This window comes from Candidatus Woesearchaeota archaeon, from assembly GCA_027858315.1.
GTDB lineage: Archaea > Nanobdellota > Nanobdellia > Woesearchaeales > UBA583 > UBA583.
Genome location: JAQICV010000049.1, coordinates 24,544 through 45,360, shown reverse-complemented (window position 1 = coordinate 45,360; position 20,817 = coordinate 24,544). Strand labels below are relative to the sequence as shown.

Annotated in this window: 20 protein-coding genes and 1 pseudogene; 17 read left to right on the top strand and 4 right to left on the bottom strand. The window is 28.3% G+C overall.

Features of this window, described 5'->3' with window-relative positions; genetic code table 11:
- Positions 1-175: 175 nt before the first annotated feature.
- The 6 genes from PF569_04295 (at position 176) to PF569_04270 (ending at position 3,876) form a co-directional block, all read left to right on the top strand.
- Positions 176-334: a hypothetical protein gene (locus PF569_04295; GenBank protein MDA3855454.1), complete on the top strand. Its 159-nt coding sequence runs from the start codon at positions 176-178 to the stop codon at positions 332-334.
- Between the two features lie 61 nt (positions 335-395).
- On the top strand, positions 396-734 hold the full coding sequence (locus PF569_04290; GenBank protein MDA3855453.1) for a nascent polypeptide-associated complex protein: 339 nt from the start codon (positions 396-398) through the stop codon (positions 732-734).
- 2 nt (positions 735-736) lie between these two features.
- Positions 737-1,192, top strand: a complete 456-nt coding sequence (locus PF569_04285) for a hypothetical protein (GenBank protein MDA3855452.1) — start codon at positions 737-739, stop codon at positions 1,190-1,192.
- 60 nt (positions 1,193-1,252) lie between these two features.
- A complete protein-coding gene (minD, locus tag PF569_04280; protein ID MDA3855451.1) occupies positions 1,253-2,038 on the top strand; it encodes a cell division ATPase MinD in 786 nt (261 codons plus the stop codon).
- A 124-nt stretch (positions 2,039-2,162) separates the two neighbouring features.
- Positions 2,163-3,554, top strand: coding sequence for a signal recognition particle-docking protein FtsY (gene ftsY, locus PF569_04275; protein ID MDA3855450.1), 1,392 nt, complete (start codon positions 2,163-2,165; stop codon positions 3,552-3,554).
- A gap of 55 nt (positions 3,555-3,609) precedes the next feature.
- A complete protein-coding gene (locus tag PF569_04270; GenBank protein ID MDA3855449.1) occupies positions 3,610-3,876 on the top strand; it encodes a hypothetical protein in 267 nt (88 codons plus the stop codon).
- Here the strand turns inward: PF569_04270 and PF569_04265 are convergent.
- The 3 genes from PF569_04265 to PF569_04255 form a co-directional block, all read right to left on the bottom strand.
- The gene (locus PF569_04265; GenBank protein ID MDA3855448.1) at positions 3,868-4,116 is read right to left on the bottom strand and encodes a hypothetical protein; all 249 of its coding nucleotides are present in this window, start codon (positions 4,114-4,116) and stop codon (positions 3,868-3,870) included. The genes PF569_04270 and PF569_04265 overlap by 9 nt on opposite strands.
- The gene (locus PF569_04260) at positions 4,113-5,156 is read right to left on the bottom strand and encodes a hypothetical protein (protein ID MDA3855447.1); all 1,044 of its coding nucleotides are present in this window, start codon (positions 5,154-5,156) and stop codon (positions 4,113-4,115) included. The genes PF569_04265 and PF569_04260 overlap by 4 nt, the downstream gene beginning before the upstream one ends.
- A gap of 93 nt (positions 5,157-5,249) precedes the next feature.
- Entirely contained in the window at positions 5,250-5,720 is a 471-nt protein-coding gene (locus PF569_04255; protein ID MDA3855446.1) for a phosphatase PAP2 family protein, read from the bottom strand.
- A gap of 52 nt (positions 5,721-5,772) precedes the next feature.
- On the opposite strand from PF569_04255, the gene PF569_04250 reads away from it, so the two are divergent.
- Positions 5,773-6,420 (top strand): HAD family phosphatase, encoded by a 648-nt coding sequence (locus tag PF569_04250; protein ID MDA3855445.1) that lies wholly within the window; start codon positions 5,773-5,775, stop codon positions 6,418-6,420.
- 72 nt (positions 6,421-6,492) lie between these two features.
- Positions 6,493-8,277, top strand: coding sequence for a translation initiation factor IF-2 (gene infB, locus PF569_04245; protein ID MDA3855444.1), 1,785 nt, complete (start codon positions 6,493-6,495; stop codon positions 8,275-8,277).
- 14 nt (positions 8,278-8,291) lie between these two features.
- Here the strand turns inward: infB and PF569_04240 are convergent, their stop codons facing one another.
- On the bottom strand, positions 8,292-8,687 hold the full coding sequence (locus tag PF569_04240; protein MDA3855443.1) for an NUDIX domain-containing protein: 396 nt from the start codon (positions 8,685-8,687) through the stop codon (positions 8,292-8,294).
- Positions 8,688-8,739: 52 nt separating this feature from the next.
- Here PF569_04240 and PF569_04235 point away from each other — a divergent pair, with 52 nt between their 5' ends.
- The 9 genes and pseudogenes from PF569_04235 (at position 8,740) to PF569_04195 (ending at position 20,784) form a co-directional block, all read left to right on the top strand.
- Complete coding sequence (locus PF569_04235) at positions 8,740-11,634, top strand: ATP-dependent DNA helicase (protein MDA3855442.1); 2,895 nt, start codon at positions 8,740-8,742, stop codon at positions 11,632-11,634.
- Positions 11,635-11,724: 90 nt separating this feature from the next.
- Positions 11,725-12,621, top strand: a complete 897-nt coding sequence (locus PF569_04230) for a hypothetical protein (GenBank protein ID MDA3855441.1) — start codon at positions 11,725-11,727, stop codon at positions 12,619-12,621.
- Positions 12,622-12,629: 8 nt separating this feature from the next.
- Positions 12,630-13,037 carry a hypothetical protein gene (locus PF569_04225; GenBank protein MDA3855440.1) on the top strand — a complete coding sequence of 136 codons (408 nt, stop codon included), beginning with the start codon at positions 12,630-12,632 and terminating at the stop codon, positions 13,035-13,037.
- A 32-nt stretch (positions 13,038-13,069) separates the two neighbouring features.
- Positions 13,070-13,564, top strand: a complete 495-nt coding sequence (locus tag PF569_04220) for a hypothetical protein (protein MDA3855439.1) — start codon at positions 13,070-13,072, stop codon at positions 13,562-13,564.
- Positions 13,561-15,987: a LamG domain-containing protein gene (locus tag PF569_04215; protein ID MDA3855438.1), complete on the top strand. Its 2,427-nt coding sequence runs from the start codon at positions 13,561-13,563 to the stop codon at positions 15,985-15,987. The genes PF569_04220 and PF569_04215 overlap by 4 nt, the downstream gene beginning before the upstream one ends.
- Before the next feature lie 60 nt (positions 15,988-16,047).
- Positions 16,048-16,515, top strand: coding sequence for a hypothetical protein (locus tag PF569_04210; GenBank protein ID MDA3855437.1), 468 nt, complete (start codon positions 16,048-16,050; stop codon positions 16,513-16,515).
- A 192-nt stretch (positions 16,516-16,707) separates the two neighbouring features.
- Positions 16,708-19,143: a TIM barrel protein gene (locus PF569_04205; GenBank protein ID MDA3855436.1), complete on the top strand. Its 2,436-nt coding sequence runs from the start codon at positions 16,708-16,710 to the stop codon at positions 19,141-19,143.
- A 69-nt stretch (positions 19,144-19,212) separates the two neighbouring features.
- Positions 19,213-20,010 (top strand): hypothetical protein, encoded by a 798-nt coding sequence (locus PF569_04200; GenBank protein MDA3855435.1) that lies wholly within the window; start codon positions 19,213-19,215, stop codon positions 20,008-20,010.
- A 357-nt stretch (positions 20,011-20,367) separates the two neighbouring features.
- Positions 20,368-20,784: pseudogene (locus PF569_04195) on the top strand (peptidylprolyl isomerase).
- Positions 20,785-20,817: the final 33 nt, after the last annotated feature.

Sequence of the window (20,817 nt, the reverse complement as noted above, 5' to 3'; positions counted from 1 at the left end):
TGTTTGAGAAAAAGTTTTTCAAAATTTTGTCACAAAAAATTTTTCTTAAAAAAAATATTTTTTCCATATATAATTTTTAAAAGAAGTGTAAATTTATAAATTAATCTATGTTTGCAGGTCTTTCAAGTAGTTTTTTCTCGAAATGTTTATATATAATGAAGTATTACTTAATATAATGGCGAAAAGTAATTCAGTTTCCCTTCCTTCCGGTCAAGGTGGTTTGATTGGAGGAGTTGCAAGTTCTTATAAGACCAAATTTGATTTTGGGCCAAAGTTTGTAGTTTATTTTTCTATTGCAGTTGTGATTTTTGTGTGGGTTTTATTTAATACTTAAAGATGGTTGAATTAATATTAGATAATAAATTTAGGCAATTGTATGTTCGAGGTAACCAAAAATGATTCCTGGAGTTGATCCAAGGCAGTTGAAGAGTATGATGAGACAGATGGGTATGTCTCAAGTAGATTTGGATACTGTTGAAGTAATTATTAAGACTACTGATAAAGTTTTAGTTTTTAAGAATCCAAGTGTTCAAAAAGTTATTATGAAGGGTCAGACTACATTTCAAATTGCTGGAGCTTATTCTGAGGATGAGACTAAAGCTGAAATTGTAATTTCTGAGGAAGATATTAAAATGGTTAGTGAACAAGCAAGTGTTAGCTTGGATGTTGCAAAGGAGACTTTGAAGCAAGTGGAAGGAGATATTGCTGAGGCAATTGTTAAATTAAGCGAATAAGGATGGAACAAATAGTTGGAAATTATAGGGATTTAAAAAGACACTTGAACTCAATTGAGCACATGATTTATGTATCATGTAAATTCACTAGAACTACAGAGATGTTAAGAAAAGTTATGGAAACAGTTGTTTATGGTTATGAACAATTTTTTGGAGTAGCTTATCAAATGTTTTCTGAAGGTGGCGATTTTGAGCATACAGTACATGATAGAATTCAAATTTTAAAGGATGGTTTTTTGAGTAAGGGAAATAGTTTGGATTTATCCGATTATTTTTTACTTAAGAGATTACTTCTTTCTGATTTTGAAGGTATTGGAGAATATAGGAAGAATTTATGTATGGTTTCATATGTTGATGGTGAAGAATATGTAATTAATATGGCAAAACTTTTAGATTTTTATGCAAATTTAAAACAAGTTGTAGCAGGACTTTCAAATGTTGATGAGTTCGCTTTATAATTATTTTAACTATTTTGTAGTTATAATTTTATATAAAATAAATAATATAGTAAATAGAATATGGGTAAACTTATTGTAATTTCTTCGGGTAAAGGAGGAGTAGGAAAAACAACAACTAGTGTTAATTTAGCTTCGGCTTTAGCAAAACACGGAAAAAATGTTATTTTGGTGGATGGTAATTTAACTACCCCAAATATTGGTCTTCATTTAGGTTTAACTAAATTCCCGATCACTTTAAATGATGTTTTAAAAGGAGAGGCAGGACTTACTGATGCAGTTTATTTACATCCTTTAGGATTTAAATTAGTTCCAGGTAGTTTGAATATTAGAAGTTTTTCTGAAGTTAATTCTAGAAAGCTAAAGAAGATTTTTGATGATTTAAAAGAGATGTCTGAATATGTTATCGTTGATAGTGCAGCAGGACTTGGAAATGAGTCACTTTCTGTTTTGAAAAATGCAGATGAGATTATTATTGTGACTAATCCTGAATTGCCTGCAGTAACTGATGCTTTTAAGATTGTAACTCTTGCAAAAGAAATTGGAATTCCTGTTAAGGGGATTGTTTTAAATAAAGTTAGGAAGGATAATTTTGATTTAGGATTTAGAGCAATTGAGGGTTTACTTGAGACTCCAATTACAACAGTTATTGAAGATGATAAAAATATGAGAATGGCCTTATATAAAAAGAAGCCACTGGTTCATGTGAAACCTAATTCAAAGACTGCGCAACAATATCACCATTTGGCAAAAAGAGTTCATTCAGGTCAATATAGAAGAAGAATTGATGAACTTGAGAGAGAGAATACATTTTTAAAATCTGTTCTGAAAAGTTTCGGATTCAGATAATTTTTTATTTTATTTGTTTTTTCACATATTTTTAACAAAATTATATAAATTATATAGTTTTTATTTTTTTAAGATGCGAGTACAATTTTTTTAAAAATTTGTTCGGTACTTTTTTTATATAAAAATGTTTAATAAGATTAAAGGTAAGTTGAAGAGTATTTTTGAAACTCATGAAGAGATTATTGATGAGAGTGAAGGTGAAGAAACGGTTGTTGAAGAAGAAGTAATAATAAAGAAGAAAGAAAAACCTAAGAAAGAGAAGAAAAAGGAAGAACTTGAAGTTGAAGAAAAAATAATTGAAGAAGTTTTAGAAGAAACTCCGTGTGAGAAAGAAGAAGAAACTAAAGCTTCAAAAGGTTTTTTTTCAAAAGTTTTTGGTAAGTCTAAGGAAGAAAAAGATGAAGAGGAGTTAGAAGAACTTCAAGATGAGATGCTTGAAGGAGCTCCAGAAGAAGAAAAGAAAGCGATTAAAGAAAAAACTGAATTAGAAGGTACTTCAAAAAATAAAAAAGAACTTGATAAGGCAATTGAAAAAGAAGAGCAAGTAGAAAAAAAAGAACTTGTGAAAGCTGTCGAGGAAGAAAAAGATGAAGAAATTGTTGAACCTAAAGTTTCAGAAGGTGTATTTTCGAAAACTTTTAAGAAATTAAAAGCTAAGAAAGTTACTGGTGATGATTTTTTAAAAATATGGACTGAATTGGAGATGTTTTTACTTGAGATTAATATTGCATATGAAATTGTTCAAAGTATTGAGACTAGATTAAAGAAGACTTTAATTGATAATTCTTATGATAGATTTAAGCTTTCTAAAGTTATTAGAGAGGTTTTAATTGATGAAGTTGAGAAAGTCTTGATTTCAAGAGAAGGTGATTTTTTGAGTCAAATTAAGAAACTTAATAGGAATGGTGAGATTGCTAAAATTTTAGTTTTGGGAGTTAATGGTACTGGAAAAACTACAAGTATTGCAAAGATTGTTAATTTATTTCAAAAGAATGATTTGAGTGTTGTTGTTGCTGCTGCGGATACTTTTAGGGCTGCTGCAATTGAACAATTAGGAGAACATGCTAAGAGATTAAATTTTAAATTGGTCCAACATAAAGGAGGTAGCGATCCTGCAGCAGTTGCATTTGATGCTATTGAACATGCTAATGCTAAAAAATTAAATGTTGTTTTAATTGATACTGCTGGAAGAATGCCAAATAATTCTAATTTGATGCTTGAACTTGAAAAAATTAAGAGAGTGAGTTCTGCGCAACTTAGCGTTTTTGTTGGAGATAGTGTTTCGGGGAATGATTTGATTGATCAAATTGAACTTTTTGATAAGATTGTTGGAATTGATGGGATGATTTTAACAAAGACTGATACTGATGAGAGACCAGGGTCTATTGTCACAGCTGCTTATTCTATAGATAAACCAATTTATTATTTGGGAATAGGACAGGGTTATGATGATTTGGTAAAGTTTGATGCGAAAATCGTTGCTGAGAAATTATTTGAAATTGATGATGAGGATTGATTTTTTATAATTTCAATTAAATTAGCTTTATAAATTCTAAATTCCATACGAAGTTATGAGGTCTTATACATTTCCGAAATTTTTTTGTTCGTCTAGTTCTAATATAGATGATATTCTTTTTAAGATTTCTATATGTCCTTTAGTTATTGATAAAAATTATTGTCATATTTGTGAGATTACAAAATTAAGAAAAATGCCTAATGAGAAAAGGTTTCAATATATACTTGATATGTCTGAGTCAAAAAAATTAAATTTGGTTACTAAGCATTTTAAGTGTGATAGAAAATCGTGTATAAAAAATATTAAATTATTATTAATTTAATCCTAAATCGAAATCTTCATCTAAGGACAATTCTTCGTCTAGTGCATCAAGTTCTGCTAATTCTGCTTCAAGTTGATCTAAACTCTCATCATTTAATTCTACATTAGCATTTTCAACTTGATTATTTGTATTCTCATCAGTAACAATGTTATTCTCAGTTACATCTTGAGTTTTTGAACATCCTGCAAATAATAATAATGTTAATGTTAGTAATATCATAATTGTATTTTTTAGTTTCATTCTTCTTCTACCTCTTCAGGAGTTTGATTTCCTAATTTTTTCATAATTTCTCTAATTTGTTTATGCGCTTCTCTTAGTTCTTCATTTGTCTTTTTGATTAATTCATTAGCATTTCTTAGAGCTTTATCAAATTCTTTAGCATCAGATACATCTTCAAAATTATTTTTTGCTTCTTCTAGTTTAGTATTAGCGTTTTTATTTTTCTCTTGTAATTGTGCTAATAATTTTTCTAGTTCTGCTGTATCTTCTCCTTGTTCGTTTAAATTTTCGATTTTAGTTTCTAGTTTATTGGTGAAACCATTAATCGTATTTGCAGCTTTATTTGATTTTTCCCAAAGATATTTTCCTGCATTCTTTTTAATAACTAGTTGTGTTTTTGCCCATTCATTTTTAACTTCAATTCCAGCATTTCTTAATTCAATAAGAGTTTGAGCTTCATTAATTTGAGTTTTTAATCCATTTTCTAGTTCATCAATCTTTTTATCGATTTCAGTAATTGCTTCTTCTTTATTTTCTAAATCGGATTCAGCAATTCTTTCTTTTAAATTTTCTAAGTGGGATACTAATCTTTCAAGAGCTTTATTTGTAAATTCTTTTGCTTTTTCAATGTCTTTTGCAAGTTTTTCAGGATTATTTATGTTTGCAATAAGACTTTTTCTAATGTCTACAAAATCATTTTTAGCTTTTTCGTATTCATCTTTAGCATTAGTGTATCTTTCTTGAGCTTCTCTGTAATTTTCTTTTTTCTCTTGATAGTTTTCTCTTAATGCTTCAGCTCTTTCTTTAGCTTCTTCTTTTATTCTTTCCTGTTCTTCAATTTGTTCAGGTCTTAGAAGAGGTAAATCTCTTGTTTCTCTAACTTCAGGACTTGGCATTTCGTCTTCTACTTCGTCTTCTAAATCTTCTTCTAAAATTGGGTTTTCAACAATTTTAGTTATAATGTTTGTATCATTGATAGTTTCATTTTCAGCAAAAACTGACCCTAAAACTCCACCAAATAATAGGAATATCATTAATAATATTTTTAGTATGTTTTTCATTTTTGATTAATAGAAGCAATTATTTTCAACTTCTTATTTATATTTTTGTTAAAAGCGTATATAAAGGTTTGTTAGTACTTCAAGTATGGCATTTTATAAGTAAAATTTCAAGATATAGTAGGGTATTGCTCCAAAAAATATTCCTACAAAAATATCTTTGAGGTAATGTTTCTTAAAGTAGATTCTTGAATAGAGTATTAAAATTGTAATTATTGAAAAAAATAATGAGAAGTATAAATCTTTATTGAAATAGTTTATTAAGAATAATAATAGGAATGATGTTCTTGCAGTGTGCAGAGAAGGAAATGATGCTGCAGAGATTTTTTCAAATATATTTGTATATTTTTTTGCTTTTGGTCTTTCTTTAAACATTAATATTCTAAATGGAATTGCAAAAATTTTAATTAGAAAATATCCAAGAATTAGAAATGTAAATTCTGTGTATTGTTTTGTTAGTAGAAATAAGATTATTACTATTCCATGAAATTGGTATGATCCTAGCGGACCTAGTTCATTTAGAGTATTTTCGAATATATTTTTTATCATTGAATTTAAATTTATCATAATTAGTTTGGACGAGGAATATTTATAAAGTTTTTTTATTACTATTTATTATATGAATAAAAAAAAGTATATCCTTTTTGATATGGACGGAGTTTTAATTGATTCTATGAAGTGTCATGTAGGTGCTTGGAAAAAAGCATTATCAGAATTTGGAATAAATGTTTCAGATGATGACTTATTTCATCTAGGAGGAGTTTCCTTTGTTGATACTGTAAGTATATTGTCAAAAAAATATAATAAAAATTTTAGTGATTTAGAATTACTAAAAATTAAAAAGTCTAAAATTGCTCATTTTAATCGAGATTATCATGTAAGTGTTTTTGATGGAGTTTTTGAAAATTTAAATAAGTTAAAAACTAGAGGTGTTAAGATGTGTATTGTTTCTGGAGCAATTAGACAAGTAGTAGATAGAGTGGTGCTTGAAAATTTTAAGGATATGTTTGATTTTCTTATTTCTGCCGATGATGTAACCCAGGGGAAACCAAATCCTGAACCTTATTTGATGGCGCAAAAAAAATTTAAAGCTCAAGGAGAGGAATGTGTAATTATTGAGGATGCTCCTTCTGGAATCTTGGCTGGGAATAGAGCAGGGATTGATGTTTTTGCTTTAACTACAACTTTAAAGAAGAAAGAATTGACTAATGCAAATAAAATATTTGAGAGTCATAAAGATTTGTTTGATTATATTCTAAAATTCTAACCACACTATTTATAAATATCTGTATATTTATTTTTTCTAGATTTATCTCTTATGTTGAGATTTTATTAAAAAATGGCTTACTTAAGACAACCAATTATTTCAATTCTGGGGCATGTTGATCATGGGAAGACTTCTCTTTTAGATTATATTAGAAATTCTAAAATGATTGCAAAAGAAGCAGGTGGTATTACTCAGCATATTGGTGCAACTGAAGTTCCAAAAGAAGATGTTTTAAAAATTGTTAAAGGAGTTTTACCAAAAGAAGCTGTAAAAATTCCTGGTCTTTTATTTATTGATACTCCTGGCCATAAAGCATTTACTTCACTTAGAAAAAGAGGAGGTTCTATTTCAGATATTGGAATTTTAATTGTAGATATTAATGAAGGTTTTATGCCTCAAACTATTGAAGCAATTGAGATTTTAAAATCAATGAAAACTCCATTTATTGTTGCTGCAAATAAGTTGGATAATATTCCTGGATTTCAGAGTGATTCTAAGAAAAAACTTATTGAAAATATTGAGTCTCAAAGACAAGAAGTTATTTATAGGGTTGAAGAAAAAGTTTATGAAATTGTAGGAAAGATTTCAGAGTATGGATATGAGTGTGATAGATTTGATAGGGTGGATGATTTTACAAAAAAAATTGCAATTGTTCCAATTTCTGCAAAATCAGGTGAAGGAGTTACTGAACTTTTGACAACTTTAGTTGGTCTTACTCAAAAGTATATGGAGAAAAAACTTACTATTGAGAATGAGGAGATGTCTAAAGGAGTTATTTTAGAAGTTAAGGATTATGTTGGTTTGGGTAAAACTATTGATGTTATTTTATATGATGGTGTTGCAAAAGTCGACGATATTGTTTTAGTCCTTGATATTGATTGTGTTCAAAGATCTAGACTTAAATCTATTTTAAAACCTGGAGAATTAAAGGAGATTAGAGATAGTTCTACAAAATTTAAAGCTGTAAAAGAGGTTCATGCAGCTGCAGGAATTAAATTTGCCTGTCCAGAATTTAATGATATTAAAGCTGGAATGCCTATTATTACATTGAGAAAGAATGCAAAAGCAGAAATTGTTGAAAAATATATCTTAGAACTTGAGGCTGAGCAGGCTGAGATTACAATTAGTAGTGAGGATGAAGGAGTTTTGGTTAAAGCTGATACACTTGGAAGTTTGGAGGCTTTATCTAATATTTTGGCTGAACATGAAATTCCAATTAGAAAAGCGCAAATAGGCAAAATTAGTAAAAAAGATATTATTGATGTTGGTTCTGATGTTGAAAGATCTCCTAAGAATGCTCTTTTACTTAATTTTTCTCAAAAAATTGATGATGAGTTACATATTATGGCTAAAGAGTATAAGGTAGATATTATTTCAAATGATATTATATATAAATTAGTTGAAGATTCTGTTGAGTGGATGAAGAAGAAAGAGAAAGAAATTAATAGATTAAAACTTGAAAATTTAATAATGCCTTTTAAAATTAAAATCTTGAATAATTGTATATTTAGAACATCTTCTCCTGCAATTGTGGGTATTGAGGTAATGGGTGGAACTTTAAAATCGGGAGTTACTTTGGTTACAGATTATGGAAAGAAAGTAGGTAAGATTAAAGGAATTAAAGATAAAGAAGAAAATTTAAAATCTTTAGCTTTTGGTAAGAGTGCTGCTGTATCTATGGACGATTTAGTTATTGGAAGACATGCTCAGGAAGATTCAGTATTGTATTCTTTTATGGGAGAAGGAAACTTTAGGAATCTAAAAAAAAGTGCTGATTTATTATCTTCTGATGAGAAGAGTGCAATGAGAGAACTTGCAGAAGTTATGAGAAAAGAGAATAGTCTTTGGGGAATGTGAAGTTTTAATTTTTTTTAATTAAATTCTTTGATTATTTTTTCTTTAATTTCTTCTGGCAGGAGTGGGATATTTTTCAAGTTATTTAATTCTATCCATTCTAAATAATATTTATTGTTTGTATCATTGTGTCTTTCTAGTTCTTCTCCTGATAGTTTTGGAATTCCTTCAAACGATTTAGCAAAGAAATAATGATGAGCTCCAATTTCATCATTAGAATTCCATAAAAATTTATCTATTGTTAAATCTAGAGTTGTTTCTTCTTTTATTTCCCTAATTACAGTTTCTTCTGGTGTTTCTCCTTTTTCAATTGTGCCTCCAGGAATTGCATAAAATTCTTTTCCAAATTTAAATCTATGAAATAAAAGGATTTTATTATCTTTTATAATTATCATTCTAGAAGTTTTTTTCATATAAAATTTATTCTTCCAAATCTTTATAAAGTTTCTTTTTTAATTTTTTATTATGTTAAATTCTGAGCAAAAAAATGCAGTTAAAATTATAGATAAACCTCTTGTAGTTATTGCTGGACCTGGTACTGGCAAAACTCACATGATTACTGAGAAAATTAATTTTTTGCTTGAAGAAAAAAAATACTCCGAAGATGAAATCCTTCCGATTACTTTTACTAAAAAAGCTGCTGCTGAAATGTCTGAGAGGGTTGAGATTAAAACTAGTAGACCTTTTTTTGCAAAAACATTTCATGAGTTTGCACTTGAAATTATTGATACTTATCAGAATCAAATTTCTATGATTGATAAAGACTTTAGTTTGATTGATGAGACTAATCAACTTTTATTTTTTTTAGATAATTTGAAAGATATGAAATTTACTTCATTTGAGATGAAGAATAATTATGTTCAAATTGCACATGAAATTGTTGGAACAATTTCTAAACTTAAAGATTTTGGTTACTCTTTAGAAGATTTAGTTAAATTAAAAGTTGAAGATATTAATTTGAAATCGGATTTGATTCAAGCTTATTCAAAATATGAATTGTATAAACGAGAGAATAATTATCTGGATTTTGGAGATTTACTTTTGTATGTTTTTGATTTACTAAAAAATAATTTAGAAGTTCGAGATGAGATTAAGAACAAATATAAATATATTTTAGTTGATGAGTTTCAAGATACTAATAAGATTCAATTAGATATCATTAAACTTATTTCTGGAGAAAATATTACTATTGTTGGTGATCAAAAACAGAGCATATATTCTTTTCGTGGAGCAAATTTTTCAAATTTAGGAGATTTTAAAGCGCATTATAAAAATTATGAAGAGGTTTTTTTACATAAGAATTATAGGTCTTCTAAGAGTGTTTTAAATAATATTAATAAATTAGTTTTAGATATTGCTTCAAATGATGAAGTTCTAGAAAATGTTTTTGAAGAGAAAGGGGAGGTCTCTTTAATTGAAGCATCAAATTCTAATTCTCAAGATTCATTTATTGCTCAGAGAATTTCAAATATTTTAGAAAAAGAACCTGAAGCAAAAATTGGAGTTTTGTTTAGGAGGAAATTTGAACTTACAAATACTGCAAAATTCTTGAAAAATTTAGGGATTAGTTTTAATGCGAATGAGGCGATTAATTTTTTTGAACAAGATATTATTAAAGATGTTTTGAATAAATTAAAAATTATTGAAAATCCTCGAGGTTGTACTTCAGAGTATTTTAAATTTTTATCTGATTGCTTTGTTTCATATGAGAATGTTAGAAAAATTATGAGAAAAAGTTCTTTTAATGAAAAATCAATTTTTAAGACTTTAATGAATTTGAAAGAATCAGATGATTATGGTATAGATTTTGAAGTGTTGAAAAAGATTTATTCTGATTTAGATTTTTTAATAAAGTTTAAAGATTCTAAAAGGGAACTTGATGATTTATTAAGGGAGACAATTTTTAAATTTGGAAATTTTCAAAGAGCATTTTTAGGAAATAATTTTGAGGGAGTTTCTGCACTTAATAATTTTGTTAAGTTTGCAAGAGATTATATTAAAGTTTATAGAAATTCGAATTTGTCTAGTTTTTTGAAAGTGTGTGAGAACTCGAAGAGGCTTGATATTAAATTTGAACAGAAATCTGGCAGTAAAGTTGAACTTTTGACATTGCATTCGTCTAAAGGAAAAGAGTTTGATTATGTGATTATGCCTAATTTGAATGAGAGAAAATTCCCTTCTAATTTCATGAAATCTAAGTTTGATATTTTGGGTGTTGAAGATAAAAAATCATTTGTTGAAGAAGAGAATAGATTGTTTTTTGTTGGGATTACAAGGTCTAGAAAAGAACTTGATTTGGTTTATGTGAGAAGGTTTGTAGATAATAAACTTGATTCTAAACCTTCAAATTTTTTAGAAGTTTTAGGGTTAAATGTTGAAAAGTATGATGTTGAATTTGATGAATTAAAACTTGATTTTAAAGAAGATATTAAAGTTAAAATGATTGATAAAATAACTTCACATTTGATTTCAGAGAATTTTGATTTGGCAAAATCTGATATGGAAAAATTAAAACTTATGTATGCGAAAAAAGATTTGAATTATTTTTTTAATAAAGATGAATTAGATTTTACAAGAATTGAAAAAAAAGATCCTTTTTATGATGTTGATGTAGATTTTTCTTCTCATGTTTATTCTGTTTCTCAAATTAAAACCTATCAGTCTTGTCCTAAAAAGTATTTATACCAGTATGTTTATAGAGTTCCTGGAGAGTCTAAACATTATTTTGATTTTGGAACTTCAGTTCATAGTGTTTTAGAGGAATTTGTTTTTGATATAAGAAAATTTTCTTCTGAGATTTGTTATGGGAGGGCTGCTGCTATGCTTAAAGAGAAATGGATTTCAAAAGGTTATGCTTCTGCAGACCAGGAGAAAGAGTATTTTCAAAAAGGATTAGAAGTAATTAAGAAATTTATTTTTAAGGAGAAACTTTTTTCTGAAGATGAGACTAGAGAAGTTATAGGAATTGAAGATAAATTTGTGATTAATCTTGAAGGTAAAAAGATTTTAGGATTTATTGATAGAGTTGATAAAGTTGGAGATAATTTTGTGATTATAGATTATAAAACTTCTAATAGTATGGAGACAAAAATGCAGTTAAAAAAGAACATTCAACTTTTTGTTTATGCACTTGCAATTGAACATTTGAGAGGCAAACTTCCAAGTAAAGTTGGACTCTGGTATTTGATTCATGATGAACTTGTTGAGGTTGAAGTTTCAGAGATTGATTTTGATAAAATGAAGGCAGAAGTTTTGGATGCGATTAGTAATATTGAGAAAAAAGTATTTTTACCTACTCCTTCTTTTTTTAATTGTACTTATTGTGATTTTAATGAAATCTGTTTAGATTCTAAAAAGTGATTCTTTTAAGTAGTTACAAATGTATATATATAATTTATTAGGGATTTGACTATGATTAGAAAGCTTTTTATTTTGTTTATCATGCTAAGTATGGTGTCGTTTTCTTCTTTTTCTGCTGGAGAGAGCGTTACCTGTGAATATAAGCCGAGTTGTTTGACAGGAGAAGTTAAAATTTTTCATGTGAATGATTTTTTTAAAGACTTAAGTGGTGTTGAAGCCTTGAGTTCAAATGTTGCAACTTATAATTATGGAGGGTATTATAATGAAGTACTTTGTTGTGGTTCTGATTTTGGAAATTTGAGTTATAGTGTTGAAGATGTTACTTCATCTTGTCCTGATGGTGGAGTTGATGTATTGTATTATGCTTCAGAGTTTAATTCTCGTGTTGGTATTGCTCCTTCAAGGTTTTTGATTTCTGCTGTTTCTTCTAATCCGTCTTTGCAGTATTATACTAAAAAATTATGTGTAGATGTTCCAGACCAATTTTCTACATTTGATATAGTAGCTAGTAATTATGATTACTCAAGGGCACTTTATACTTGTATGTTCAAAATTAGTGATATTGAAAATGGAGTAGTTAGTTCTTGTGATGCTACTTTTGATGGTACAAATCAATATGAATATACTGTATGGGGAAGAATGTTTGAGAGTCTTGCATCTCTTGAATGTAATTTGGATTGTACTAGTAAACTTGATGGGAGAGTTTATTCTTTATGCTCTCAAAAGGTAAATACTTGTAGAAATGTTCCTCTTAGTTGTGATGGTGCTATTTTGGAAAGTTGGGTTGTAGATATTCTGGATCCTAGTAGAGAAGTTCAATGTAGTCCTACTTGGGATAATTATCGAAGTAAAATGTTTACAGATGATAAAATTGTTGTTGAGAGTGCAGAAGGTGAGTGTGAGAATTTGATTGCGCAAAAGTATACAGTTTTTTTAAATAATGAGCCAGTAACTATGAAAATCTACGTATGTAGTGATAATGATTGATATGAAAGATGGAAAAGAGAAATAATTTAAATAAAAAATGTCAAGCAATTTCGACAGATATTTTAGTTGTGATTGTTGTAGTGCTTTTTGGGGCTTTGTTTTTAGTTGCAACAAAGGTTAATAATACTTCTGATGTTGATGTTGATGCTTTATATGCTGAAGCTTCAGTATATTCTAATGCAATTGTTGATGAATTTAAAAATACTGAAATTATTGATGAGGAGAATAATATTCAAGTTGAAAATTTATTACAAATAGATATTGAACAATTACGAGAAGAATTAAATATTAGAGATGATTTTTGTATTGTTTTTGAAAAGGATGGTAATTTGGTAAAGATAGACTCAGATTCTAATGTTACTGGGGTTGGTTCAAGTAGTATTATTGTTAATGATGTTCCATGTGTTTCAAGTTGATTTTAATTAGGAAAAAGAGTGGTCAAATATTTATGTTTGATTTGATTTTATCTTTTATTGTTTTAATTTTAAGTGTTAGTTTGATTTATAATTATTATTTAAATGTTGATATTGGAGATGATGTTTATGAACTTAATAAAAATATTTTAGATGGATTTACAAATACTAAGATTAATTCTTTGAATAATAAAGAAATAAGAGATATGTTTATTGCAGGAGAGATAAAAAACATTGAGAATACTGTGGCGCAACAAGTAGCAGAATTTTATTATATTAATGATATGGTTTTGGCTAGTGATTTGACACAAGTTTTTGTTGAGGATTATTTGGATAAACAAATGAATTTTAATTTAACTATTGAAGAGGAAGATAGTGGAGTTGTGGATGTTTTGTTTGTAAAGTTGAATCGTCCTCAAATAGAATATGATGATAGTTCAGTTGTGTCTTCTAGACAGAGGATTATTTTTGGTTTTAATAATTCGCAAGTTTATGGGCCATATATATTTAAAACAATTATTTGGAAATGATAAGAAAAAATATTTTGAGGAATAGTAAAAAAGCATTTGCTTTTACATTTTTAGCATTTTTTTTGTCTGTTGTTGTCTTTTCTTTTGTTGCAATTAATATGAATAAAAGTGATTTTACAAAAGATAATGAATTTAAAGATGCAAGAATTTCTTACATTGATGATGAAATAAAATATTTTAAGAATAGTTATGTTAATTCAATTTTATCATATTCATTATTTAGTTCTTTTGATATTTTCACAAATTATTCTAGAATTGATACTAATTATTTGAAATATTCGAATAATTATTCTAAATTTCAGGAGTTTGTTGTTGAAGGTATGATTAATGGTTCTTTTGATTCTGAGGCTCAAGGTAGTCTTGAAAATAAGACTATTAATTATTTTATGGATGAATTTTCTGCAAATTTTTATGATGCGTATAAAGGAAATTTTAGTTTTAGAGTGTTGGATCTTTATTTGTTTGAAGATAAACCTTATTATGTTTCTGCGCAGATGTTGGTTGAATATAATATTACTACTATAGATAATATTTCTAATTGGAATTTTGAAGATAAGTTTGTTGTATCGATTCCTATTGATTCTTTATATGATCCTGAGTTTGTATTACTTGATGACCTTAATGTTACAATTAGGCCTTCTGAGAGGTATTTATCGGAAAGTAATTGGACTCATGATATGCTTAAGGAAGTTTTAACTGAGAATTATTCTCTCGTTTTTTATGAGCCAACTTATAAGTATACTTTGGGTGGTAGTTATTTGTCTAGGTTTATGAATGTTTCAGTTAATTCTTATGAGGATGTTTTAGGTTTTTGGAGTTTTGATTATGATGAAGAGAATTTTGGAGTTGTTGATTCTTCGATTTATTCTCCTTTGGCAAATCATTATGGGAATTCTAGAATGCTTATGAGTTTTGATTCTGTAAGTTTGATTGGTAATGAAGTTTTAGATTTGAGTGCGTATAAGAATAATGGGACTATTTTTAATGGAGTGAATTGTTCTGTTGTTGGGATTAGAGGTAATGGTTGTTTGTTTGATGGTATTGATGATTATATTGAAATTCTCGACAATGAATCTTTAAATTTCACTAATTCTAGTTTTTCTATTTCTGTATGGGTTGATTTTAATGAGAGTTTTTCGATAGGAGATCATGAAAATATTATTTCTAAATCTGAAGCTTTTATTTTGAGGAGAAGTGAGGATATAGACTCTAATAGTACTGATTTTTTTATATGGGATGGAGTAGATTATGAACCTAGACTTAGTATTGAAAATTTAGATAGTGGTTTGAATCATATTGTAGCAGTTTATAATTTGGAGATTATGAGTTTGTATGTTAATGGAATTAAAAAAAATACTAGTGTTAGGGGAAATTATAATGTTAGTTCAAGTTTTCCTTTGTATATTGGTTCTTTGGGCGCAGGTGGAAATTTTTTGAATGGAACAATTGATGAGGTTGGGATTTACTCCAAAGAGCTTACAGATAATGAAATTGCAGATTTATATAGGGAGAAGAAAGCATTATATGTAGATTATAAAGATTCATTGCATGGTAGAGGAATTGAATTTGATGGAGTTGATGATTATGTTGAGATTATTAATTCTTCGGATAAATTTCAGTTTGGTATTGATGATTTTTCATTATGTGCATGGTTTAAACCAAATTTTGAAGGACAATTAAATTTGTATCAACAAATTATTGTAAAAAGAAATAGTTCTATTATTAATGGTAATTTTGAATTTGAGCTCGAGAATTCTTCTAAAAAATTAAAATATTTGATAACTGATTCATTTAATTATTCAACTACAATTTTGGAATCTTATGAGTGGTATTATTCTTGTGTGGTGAGGGAAGCGAAAATTAGTAAATTATTTGTCAATGGTTATTTGGAATCTACAAATATTTCTTTTGGAAGTGTTTCTTCAAGTTCGAACCTTTTTTTTGGTATGGATCCACATATGAATTTAGGGGCTGGAGGACAATTTTTTAAAGGTATAATTGATGAAGTTAAGATTTATAATCGAACTTTAACTGATGAAGAGATTCAAAGGAATTATTTTAATTATGCTGAATTTGGTAAGGGCTGTTGCAATTATATTACTTTAATTAATCCTAATACTATGAATTATAATAATGCTGCATATGATGGGAATCATTCATATTCTTCTAAATTTTTTTATGATATCTTTAAAAGGTCTAAATCTTTGCCTGAAGTTGCACTGTATAATATTACAAATATTACTTCTAGTGTAACTACTGACAATTATTATAATTTGGTCTTAGATAAGTGTTTAGCGGATGCTTATTCGATTTTTGGTTATCAAGAAGATGACGAAAATATTACTACTAATCTTATTAATATTAATACTTTACAAGTAGGAACTAATGATTGTTCAAGTCTTATTAGGCTTGGTTATTATTAATTGAGTTACTTTTTAGTGGTTAGTAAAGTATATATTCTATTTTGATGATTTTTTTATAAAATGGATAATAGTTTTGACGAGTATTTCGTTCAGGAAAAAACTGGGATAGATAGACTTTTGGATTTTTTAGTCTTTTTAGCAGTTTTTGCAGTAACAATCTTTTTGTTACTTGAGATTTTTAGTGAGACTGGAAAGACATCAATTGATTTTGATAGTTTATCAGGAATTTATTTTTATGTTAACATTGTCGTTTTCATAATTTTCTTTGCAGATTTAATTAGATTGTGGATTGAATCTAATGGTCCTAAAGATTTTTTCATGCATAATTGGCTTGATGTTTTAGCAACTATTCCTTTTGGTTTAATTGCAAATGGTTTGGTTACTTTTGAAGTTTTGAAACTTGCAAGACTTACAAAACTTTTAAGAGTTCAAAAGATTTCAAGAATATCTAAGATCTCAAAAGAGTTTAAAGCTGCATCCCATCTTAAGAAAGAAGGGGATGAATATAGAAGAAAACATAGATTATAATTATTTTTTATTTTTTTGATATTTTTTGAGCTATTGTTAGACAGTTCTCACAAAGTCAATGAATTTTCAATTCCTAAGCTGTTCAATAATTTATAAAATAAATTTTTGGTATCGTATGAATGTTTCATTCATAGATGTTGTAAACCTTTGGGGTTTACAAAGTTTTATATATTAGTTTTATTAATTTTTATTATGACAAAGCAATCTTATTCTTCTGATTTTGATCAACATGATCCTAAAAGGTTTCGAGAAACTTTAGGAACTTTTGGAACAACTACAGTTCCTGGTCAGAATCAACTCTCAGAACTTCAAACAAAGATTAGGCAAGGTGTTAAACATGTCGAGCTTCATTTGAATAGGAGTGGTAAGGGTGAGTTTAATGCTAATGATGTTCCTGATAAGTATGGTTTTGAACATAGAAGAACAATTATGCAGCTTGCGAAATTAAATAATCAATCTCTTAGTGTACATAGTTCTGTTGATGTTACTTCTTTTGCTGGAATGGGTAGAGAAGGTTATGATGCAGCTTCGAGATGGGATTCAATTAAAGAGATGGATGAGACTATGAAGTTTGCAGCAGAGACTACTAAGGGTGGTGCTGTTGTTATGCATTTACAAGGAGAATCTCATAATCAGACTTCAAGAACGCAATTAACTTTAACGGATAGGTACAAACAATGGCTTATTGATAATAAAAAAACAGATGAACTAGATAAATTAAAAAAAGATTATCTTTCTGATGATCCTTTGAAGAGAATGTTTGTTGATGACCCTTCTAAGATTAATCAGATTGAACATGAGTATTCTAGTTTAGATAATGATACTAAGTCTAAGTTTGAAAGAGAGAATAAAGGTGATTTTGATGGAAAGAGTGCTGCTGAGTATTATTTTATTAAGACTCAAAAGGATAAGATTAAGCTTTCTAATGTTTCTAGTCATATAGCTATTGGAGATCAATTGACTCAAGTTGATAGGAAATCGGAATTGGTAGATGTTAATTTATTGAATGGAGAAGATTTTAATGATAATGAAAAGAAGTTTTTTGATTTTTTTAATGTTAATGTAGGGAAAAATTTGTCTATTGATGATTTTCAAAAAGTTCAAGGAATTTTGTCTAGTGAAAAACCACCTACAGAGTTTACTAAAAAAGGATTCTCTGAAAAGAATTTCAAAGAAATAAGGGACAAGTATTTGATAACCTATGATAAAATTTTAGATATTAAAGATAATGTGTATTCAAATGCAGATACTGAATTTTATAAAAAGATAAAGAGTGTTGAGAAAGAGTCAATTAAGTTACAGAAAAAGAAATTTGAGATGAAGCATGATATGTTTAAAGATGAGCTTGTTAAAGTTAGGAAACTTGAGAAAGATAATAGGGATGCACTTATAAAAATTAATGATTTTAAGGAAGATAATGAGGAGAATGAAGCTGCTAAAGATGGAATTAAAATAGATATTTCTGAGAGAAATCAACAGATTATTGAGTTAAAACATCATTCAATTGGTCAAGAAGATTATCATATGCTTTCTAATTATGATGAACAAATAGCAGATTTTAATAAAAAAATTAAAGATATTGAGCAAGCATCAGTTAATGCAAAGTCTCTTGCAGAAGATAGCTTTGATAAGAATATTTCGGGCCTTTCTCATGTTGCATTTAAAGGTTTGAAGTATCAATTAGATATGAAAAAAAAGTCTAAAGAATCAGTTACTAAATTGCCAGCACTTAAAACTGAGCTATCTAATTTGGAGAAGAAGTATAATAGTGCTAAAACTTTTGATGAGAAAGATGAGATTAATCATGAGATGTCTAAGAAGAAGAGGGAGATTCGAAAATGGATAGGTATGAAAGATTATTCAGATATTGATATTTTGAAGAATCCTCTTTACATTTCTCCTGAGAATATGCTTCCTGGAATGGGAAATTTGACATCACTTGAAGAGTTTAAGGCAGTAATTAGAGTAGGTCAGAGTGATTTTGCAGATAAATTACTTAATGGGAAAGAGGATTTTTATAAGTCTATTAAGGATGATTATGAAAAAGAGACAGGTAAGAAGATTAATAGTAAAGAAGATGCTCTAAAAGTTGCTCAAAATCATTTAATAGGTACTCTTGATACAGCACACGCAGGTTCATGGTTTAAACATTTTAATCCAATTGATCCTAATACTGGAAAACCTCTTGCTGAAGAGTTGAGAGCTGATGCATTTAATAGTTGGCTTAAAGGACAAGCTAAGGAACTTGTTGAAGATAAATTAGTAAAGCATGTTCATTTTAATGATACTCAAGGTAAGGATGATGACCATAATACTATTGGTACAGGTATGCTTGATATGCATGATTTAAGGCATACTTTAAGGAAGGCAGGAGTCAATGAGGCAATGATTATTGAAGCTGGAGGTAGAAGTTCACATATTAGTGCTGCGTTTGATTTGTTTAATCCGAGTTTGAATTCTTATGGCAGTTCTACATCGAGCGGAATTTCTGATTGGGTTAGTGTTGATAGAAATTATAATTCTAGGCAAGAATTTTCTTCTTATGGTATGAATGAGAGTACTTTTAAACATCAAGCGCCACAACAAGGTCAACAAAAAGGGGATTGGTCTGGTACTAATTTTTTTTAGTTTTGTAGTTTTTGTGATTGTTAGTTAAAATAAATGTTTATATACTTTGTATTTTATTTTTTATTTACGATGGCATTAAGTTTTTGGATATACACGATATTATTTATTGTAGTAGTTGTACTTATATTTAAGTTTATTAAGAAGATTATTGCTGCAGTTTTTACGGTTATTTTTTTAGTAATTTTAATTTTTGCAGGAGTTGGAGGACTTGTTTATATGGATTATAAATCTATTGTTGAACAAGAGAATTATAATATTAATTTGATTTATGGTACTCCTGAAGACCCTCAGTTGGGTTTAGGTTTTGTTGTAGATGAAAATGGGTTTGATTCATCTAATGTGGAGAGTGTTATTGTCGAGGATGTAGATGTTGTTTTTTTGGATAATCTTGGAGATGAGGATGGTTTTTATATTTATGTTCCTGAGGAGCAATTTGAATCTATTTTAGATCATAATACTACATATTACTTACCTGGAACAGAGGATATTGAGGTTATGGGTTTTGAGGTAGAATTCGGGCTTTCTAAAGATGAAGTTTTAGAAGTTGTTAATTCAGAAGATTCTAATCAAGTATATGTGGATATTGTAATTGAGAATAATGATTTTCCAAATATTCCTGGAGTTGACCCAGAATCTTTAATTGAAGATTATATCGAAGAAGCTCTTCCTAATGCTAGTTTAGGTGAAGTGTTATTTACAACTACTTTTACTGATGTAGATTCGGAAGATGTTGCCACAATTTTTGAAGGATTTAAGGATGAAGAAGTTGAAGTTTATCCTGATAGGTTTTCGTTTAATATTGTGAAACTTTTACCTGTAAGTACAATAGTTAATTTGTTTTCTTCTGATAATGATTCGGAGAATTAATTAATTTTAATTTTATTTTTTTTGGTTTTAATTTTTTAATTTTATACTAAGTATAAAATTATTCTTATTATATTTAAATTTTTGTTTTTGTTTTTGAAAATAAAATGCATACACAATATTTATAAAAAGATTTTTCTTTGTATTTATTGGGTTGGTCTTGAAAGATAAGGTAGAAGTTCTGTCTTTTATGGTTTGCAACTAAGTGAAATGTGTCAGATGGGGAACTAAGCAGCACTAAGCTTTTTTGTGGATGCTTAAGAGGTGCGGGATGGACGATGCTTTCGGGGTAGCCAACCCATTTTTTTTAGTTTAATTCTTAACAATTAACTTTATAAAAGAATATTTATTGTTTTTTCTATGGAAATTTCTAAAGAAAAATTAGTTAAAATTCATTATAAAGGTACGCTTTCAGATGGAAGTGTTTTCGATACTAGTGAGGGTAAAGAGCCTCTAGAGTTTATTTCTGGTATTGGTATGGTTATTCCTGGTTTAGATTCAGGTCTTGAAGGAATGAAAACAGGGGATAAGAAAACTGTTGAGATTAAGTCAATGGATGCTTATGGACCTGTTATGGATACAGCAATGCAAGAAGTCCCTAAGGACCAATTTCCTGCTGAAATTAAATTAGAAGTGGGTATGCAATTAGCTGCTCAAGGACCTCAAGGAGTTATTCCTGTAAAGGTTGCAGAAATTTTAGAAGAGACTGTTAAAGTTGATTTCAATCATCCTTTAGCTGGTAAAGATTTAACTTTTGAAGTTGAAGTTGTTAATGTTGCTGAAGCAACTGAAGAAGATAAAGCTAGAATT

Bases quoted from the DNA above. Each gene is read 5' to 3' on its own strand.
- PF569_04295 (MDA3855454.1), top strand. From the start codon at position 176: ATGGCGAAAAGTAATTCAGTTTCCCTTCCTTCCGGTCAAGGTGGTTTG.
- PF569_04290 (MDA3855453.1), top strand. From the start codon at position 396: ATGATTCCTGGAGTTGATCCAAGGCAGTTGAAGAGTATGATGAGACAG.
- PF569_04285 (MDA3855452.1), top strand. From the start codon at position 737: ATGGAACAAATAGTTGGAAATTATAGGGATTTAAAAAGACACTTGAAC.
- minD (MDA3855451.1), top strand. From the start codon at position 1,253: ATGGGTAAACTTATTGTAATTTCTTCGGGTAAAGGAGGAGTAGGAAAA.
- ftsY (MDA3855450.1), top strand. From the start codon at position 2,163: ATGTTTAATAAGATTAAAGGTAAGTTGAAGAGTATTTTTGAAACTCAT.
- PF569_04270 (MDA3855449.1), top strand. From the start codon at position 3,610: ATGAGGTCTTATACATTTCCGAAATTTTTTTGTTCGTCTAGTTCTAAT.
- PF569_04265 (MDA3855448.1), bottom strand. From the start codon at position 4,116: ATGAAACTAAAAAATACAATTATGATATTACTAACATTAACATTATTA.
- PF569_04260 (MDA3855447.1), bottom strand. From the start codon at position 5,156: ATGAAAAACATACTAAAAATATTATTAATGATATTCCTATTATTTGGT.
- PF569_04255 (MDA3855446.1), bottom strand. From the start codon at position 5,720: ATGATAAATTTAAATTCAATGATAAAAAATATATTCGAAAATACTCTA.
- PF569_04250 (MDA3855445.1), top strand. From the start codon at position 5,773: ATGAATAAAAAAAAGTATATCCTTTTTGATATGGACGGAGTTTTAATT.
- infB (MDA3855444.1), top strand. From the start codon at position 6,493: ATGGCTTACTTAAGACAACCAATTATTTCAATTCTGGGGCATGTTGAT.
- PF569_04240 (MDA3855443.1), bottom strand. From the start codon at position 8,687: ATGAAAAAAACTTCTAGAATGATAATTATAAAAGATAATAAAATCCTT.
- PF569_04235 (MDA3855442.1), top strand. From the start codon at position 8,740: ATGTTAAATTCTGAGCAAAAAAATGCAGTTAAAATTATAGATAAACCT.
- PF569_04230 (MDA3855441.1), top strand. From the start codon at position 11,725: ATGGTGTCGTTTTCTTCTTTTTCTGCTGGAGAGAGCGTTACCTGTGAA.
- PF569_04225 (MDA3855440.1), top strand. From the start codon at position 12,630: ATGGAAAAGAGAAATAATTTAAATAAAAAATGTCAAGCAATTTCGACA.
- PF569_04220 (MDA3855439.1), top strand. From the start codon at position 13,070: ATGTTTGATTTGATTTTATCTTTTATTGTTTTAATTTTAAGTGTTAGT.
- PF569_04215 (MDA3855438.1), top strand. From the start codon at position 13,561: ATGATAAGAAAAAATATTTTGAGGAATAGTAAAAAAGCATTTGCTTTT.
- PF569_04210 (MDA3855437.1), top strand. From the start codon at position 16,048: ATGGATAATAGTTTTGACGAGTATTTCGTTCAGGAAAAAACTGGGATA.
- PF569_04205 (MDA3855436.1), top strand. From the start codon at position 16,708: ATGACAAAGCAATCTTATTCTTCTGATTTTGATCAACATGATCCTAAA.
- PF569_04200 (MDA3855435.1), top strand. From the start codon at position 19,213: ATGGCATTAAGTTTTTGGATATACACGATATTATTTATTGTAGTAGTT.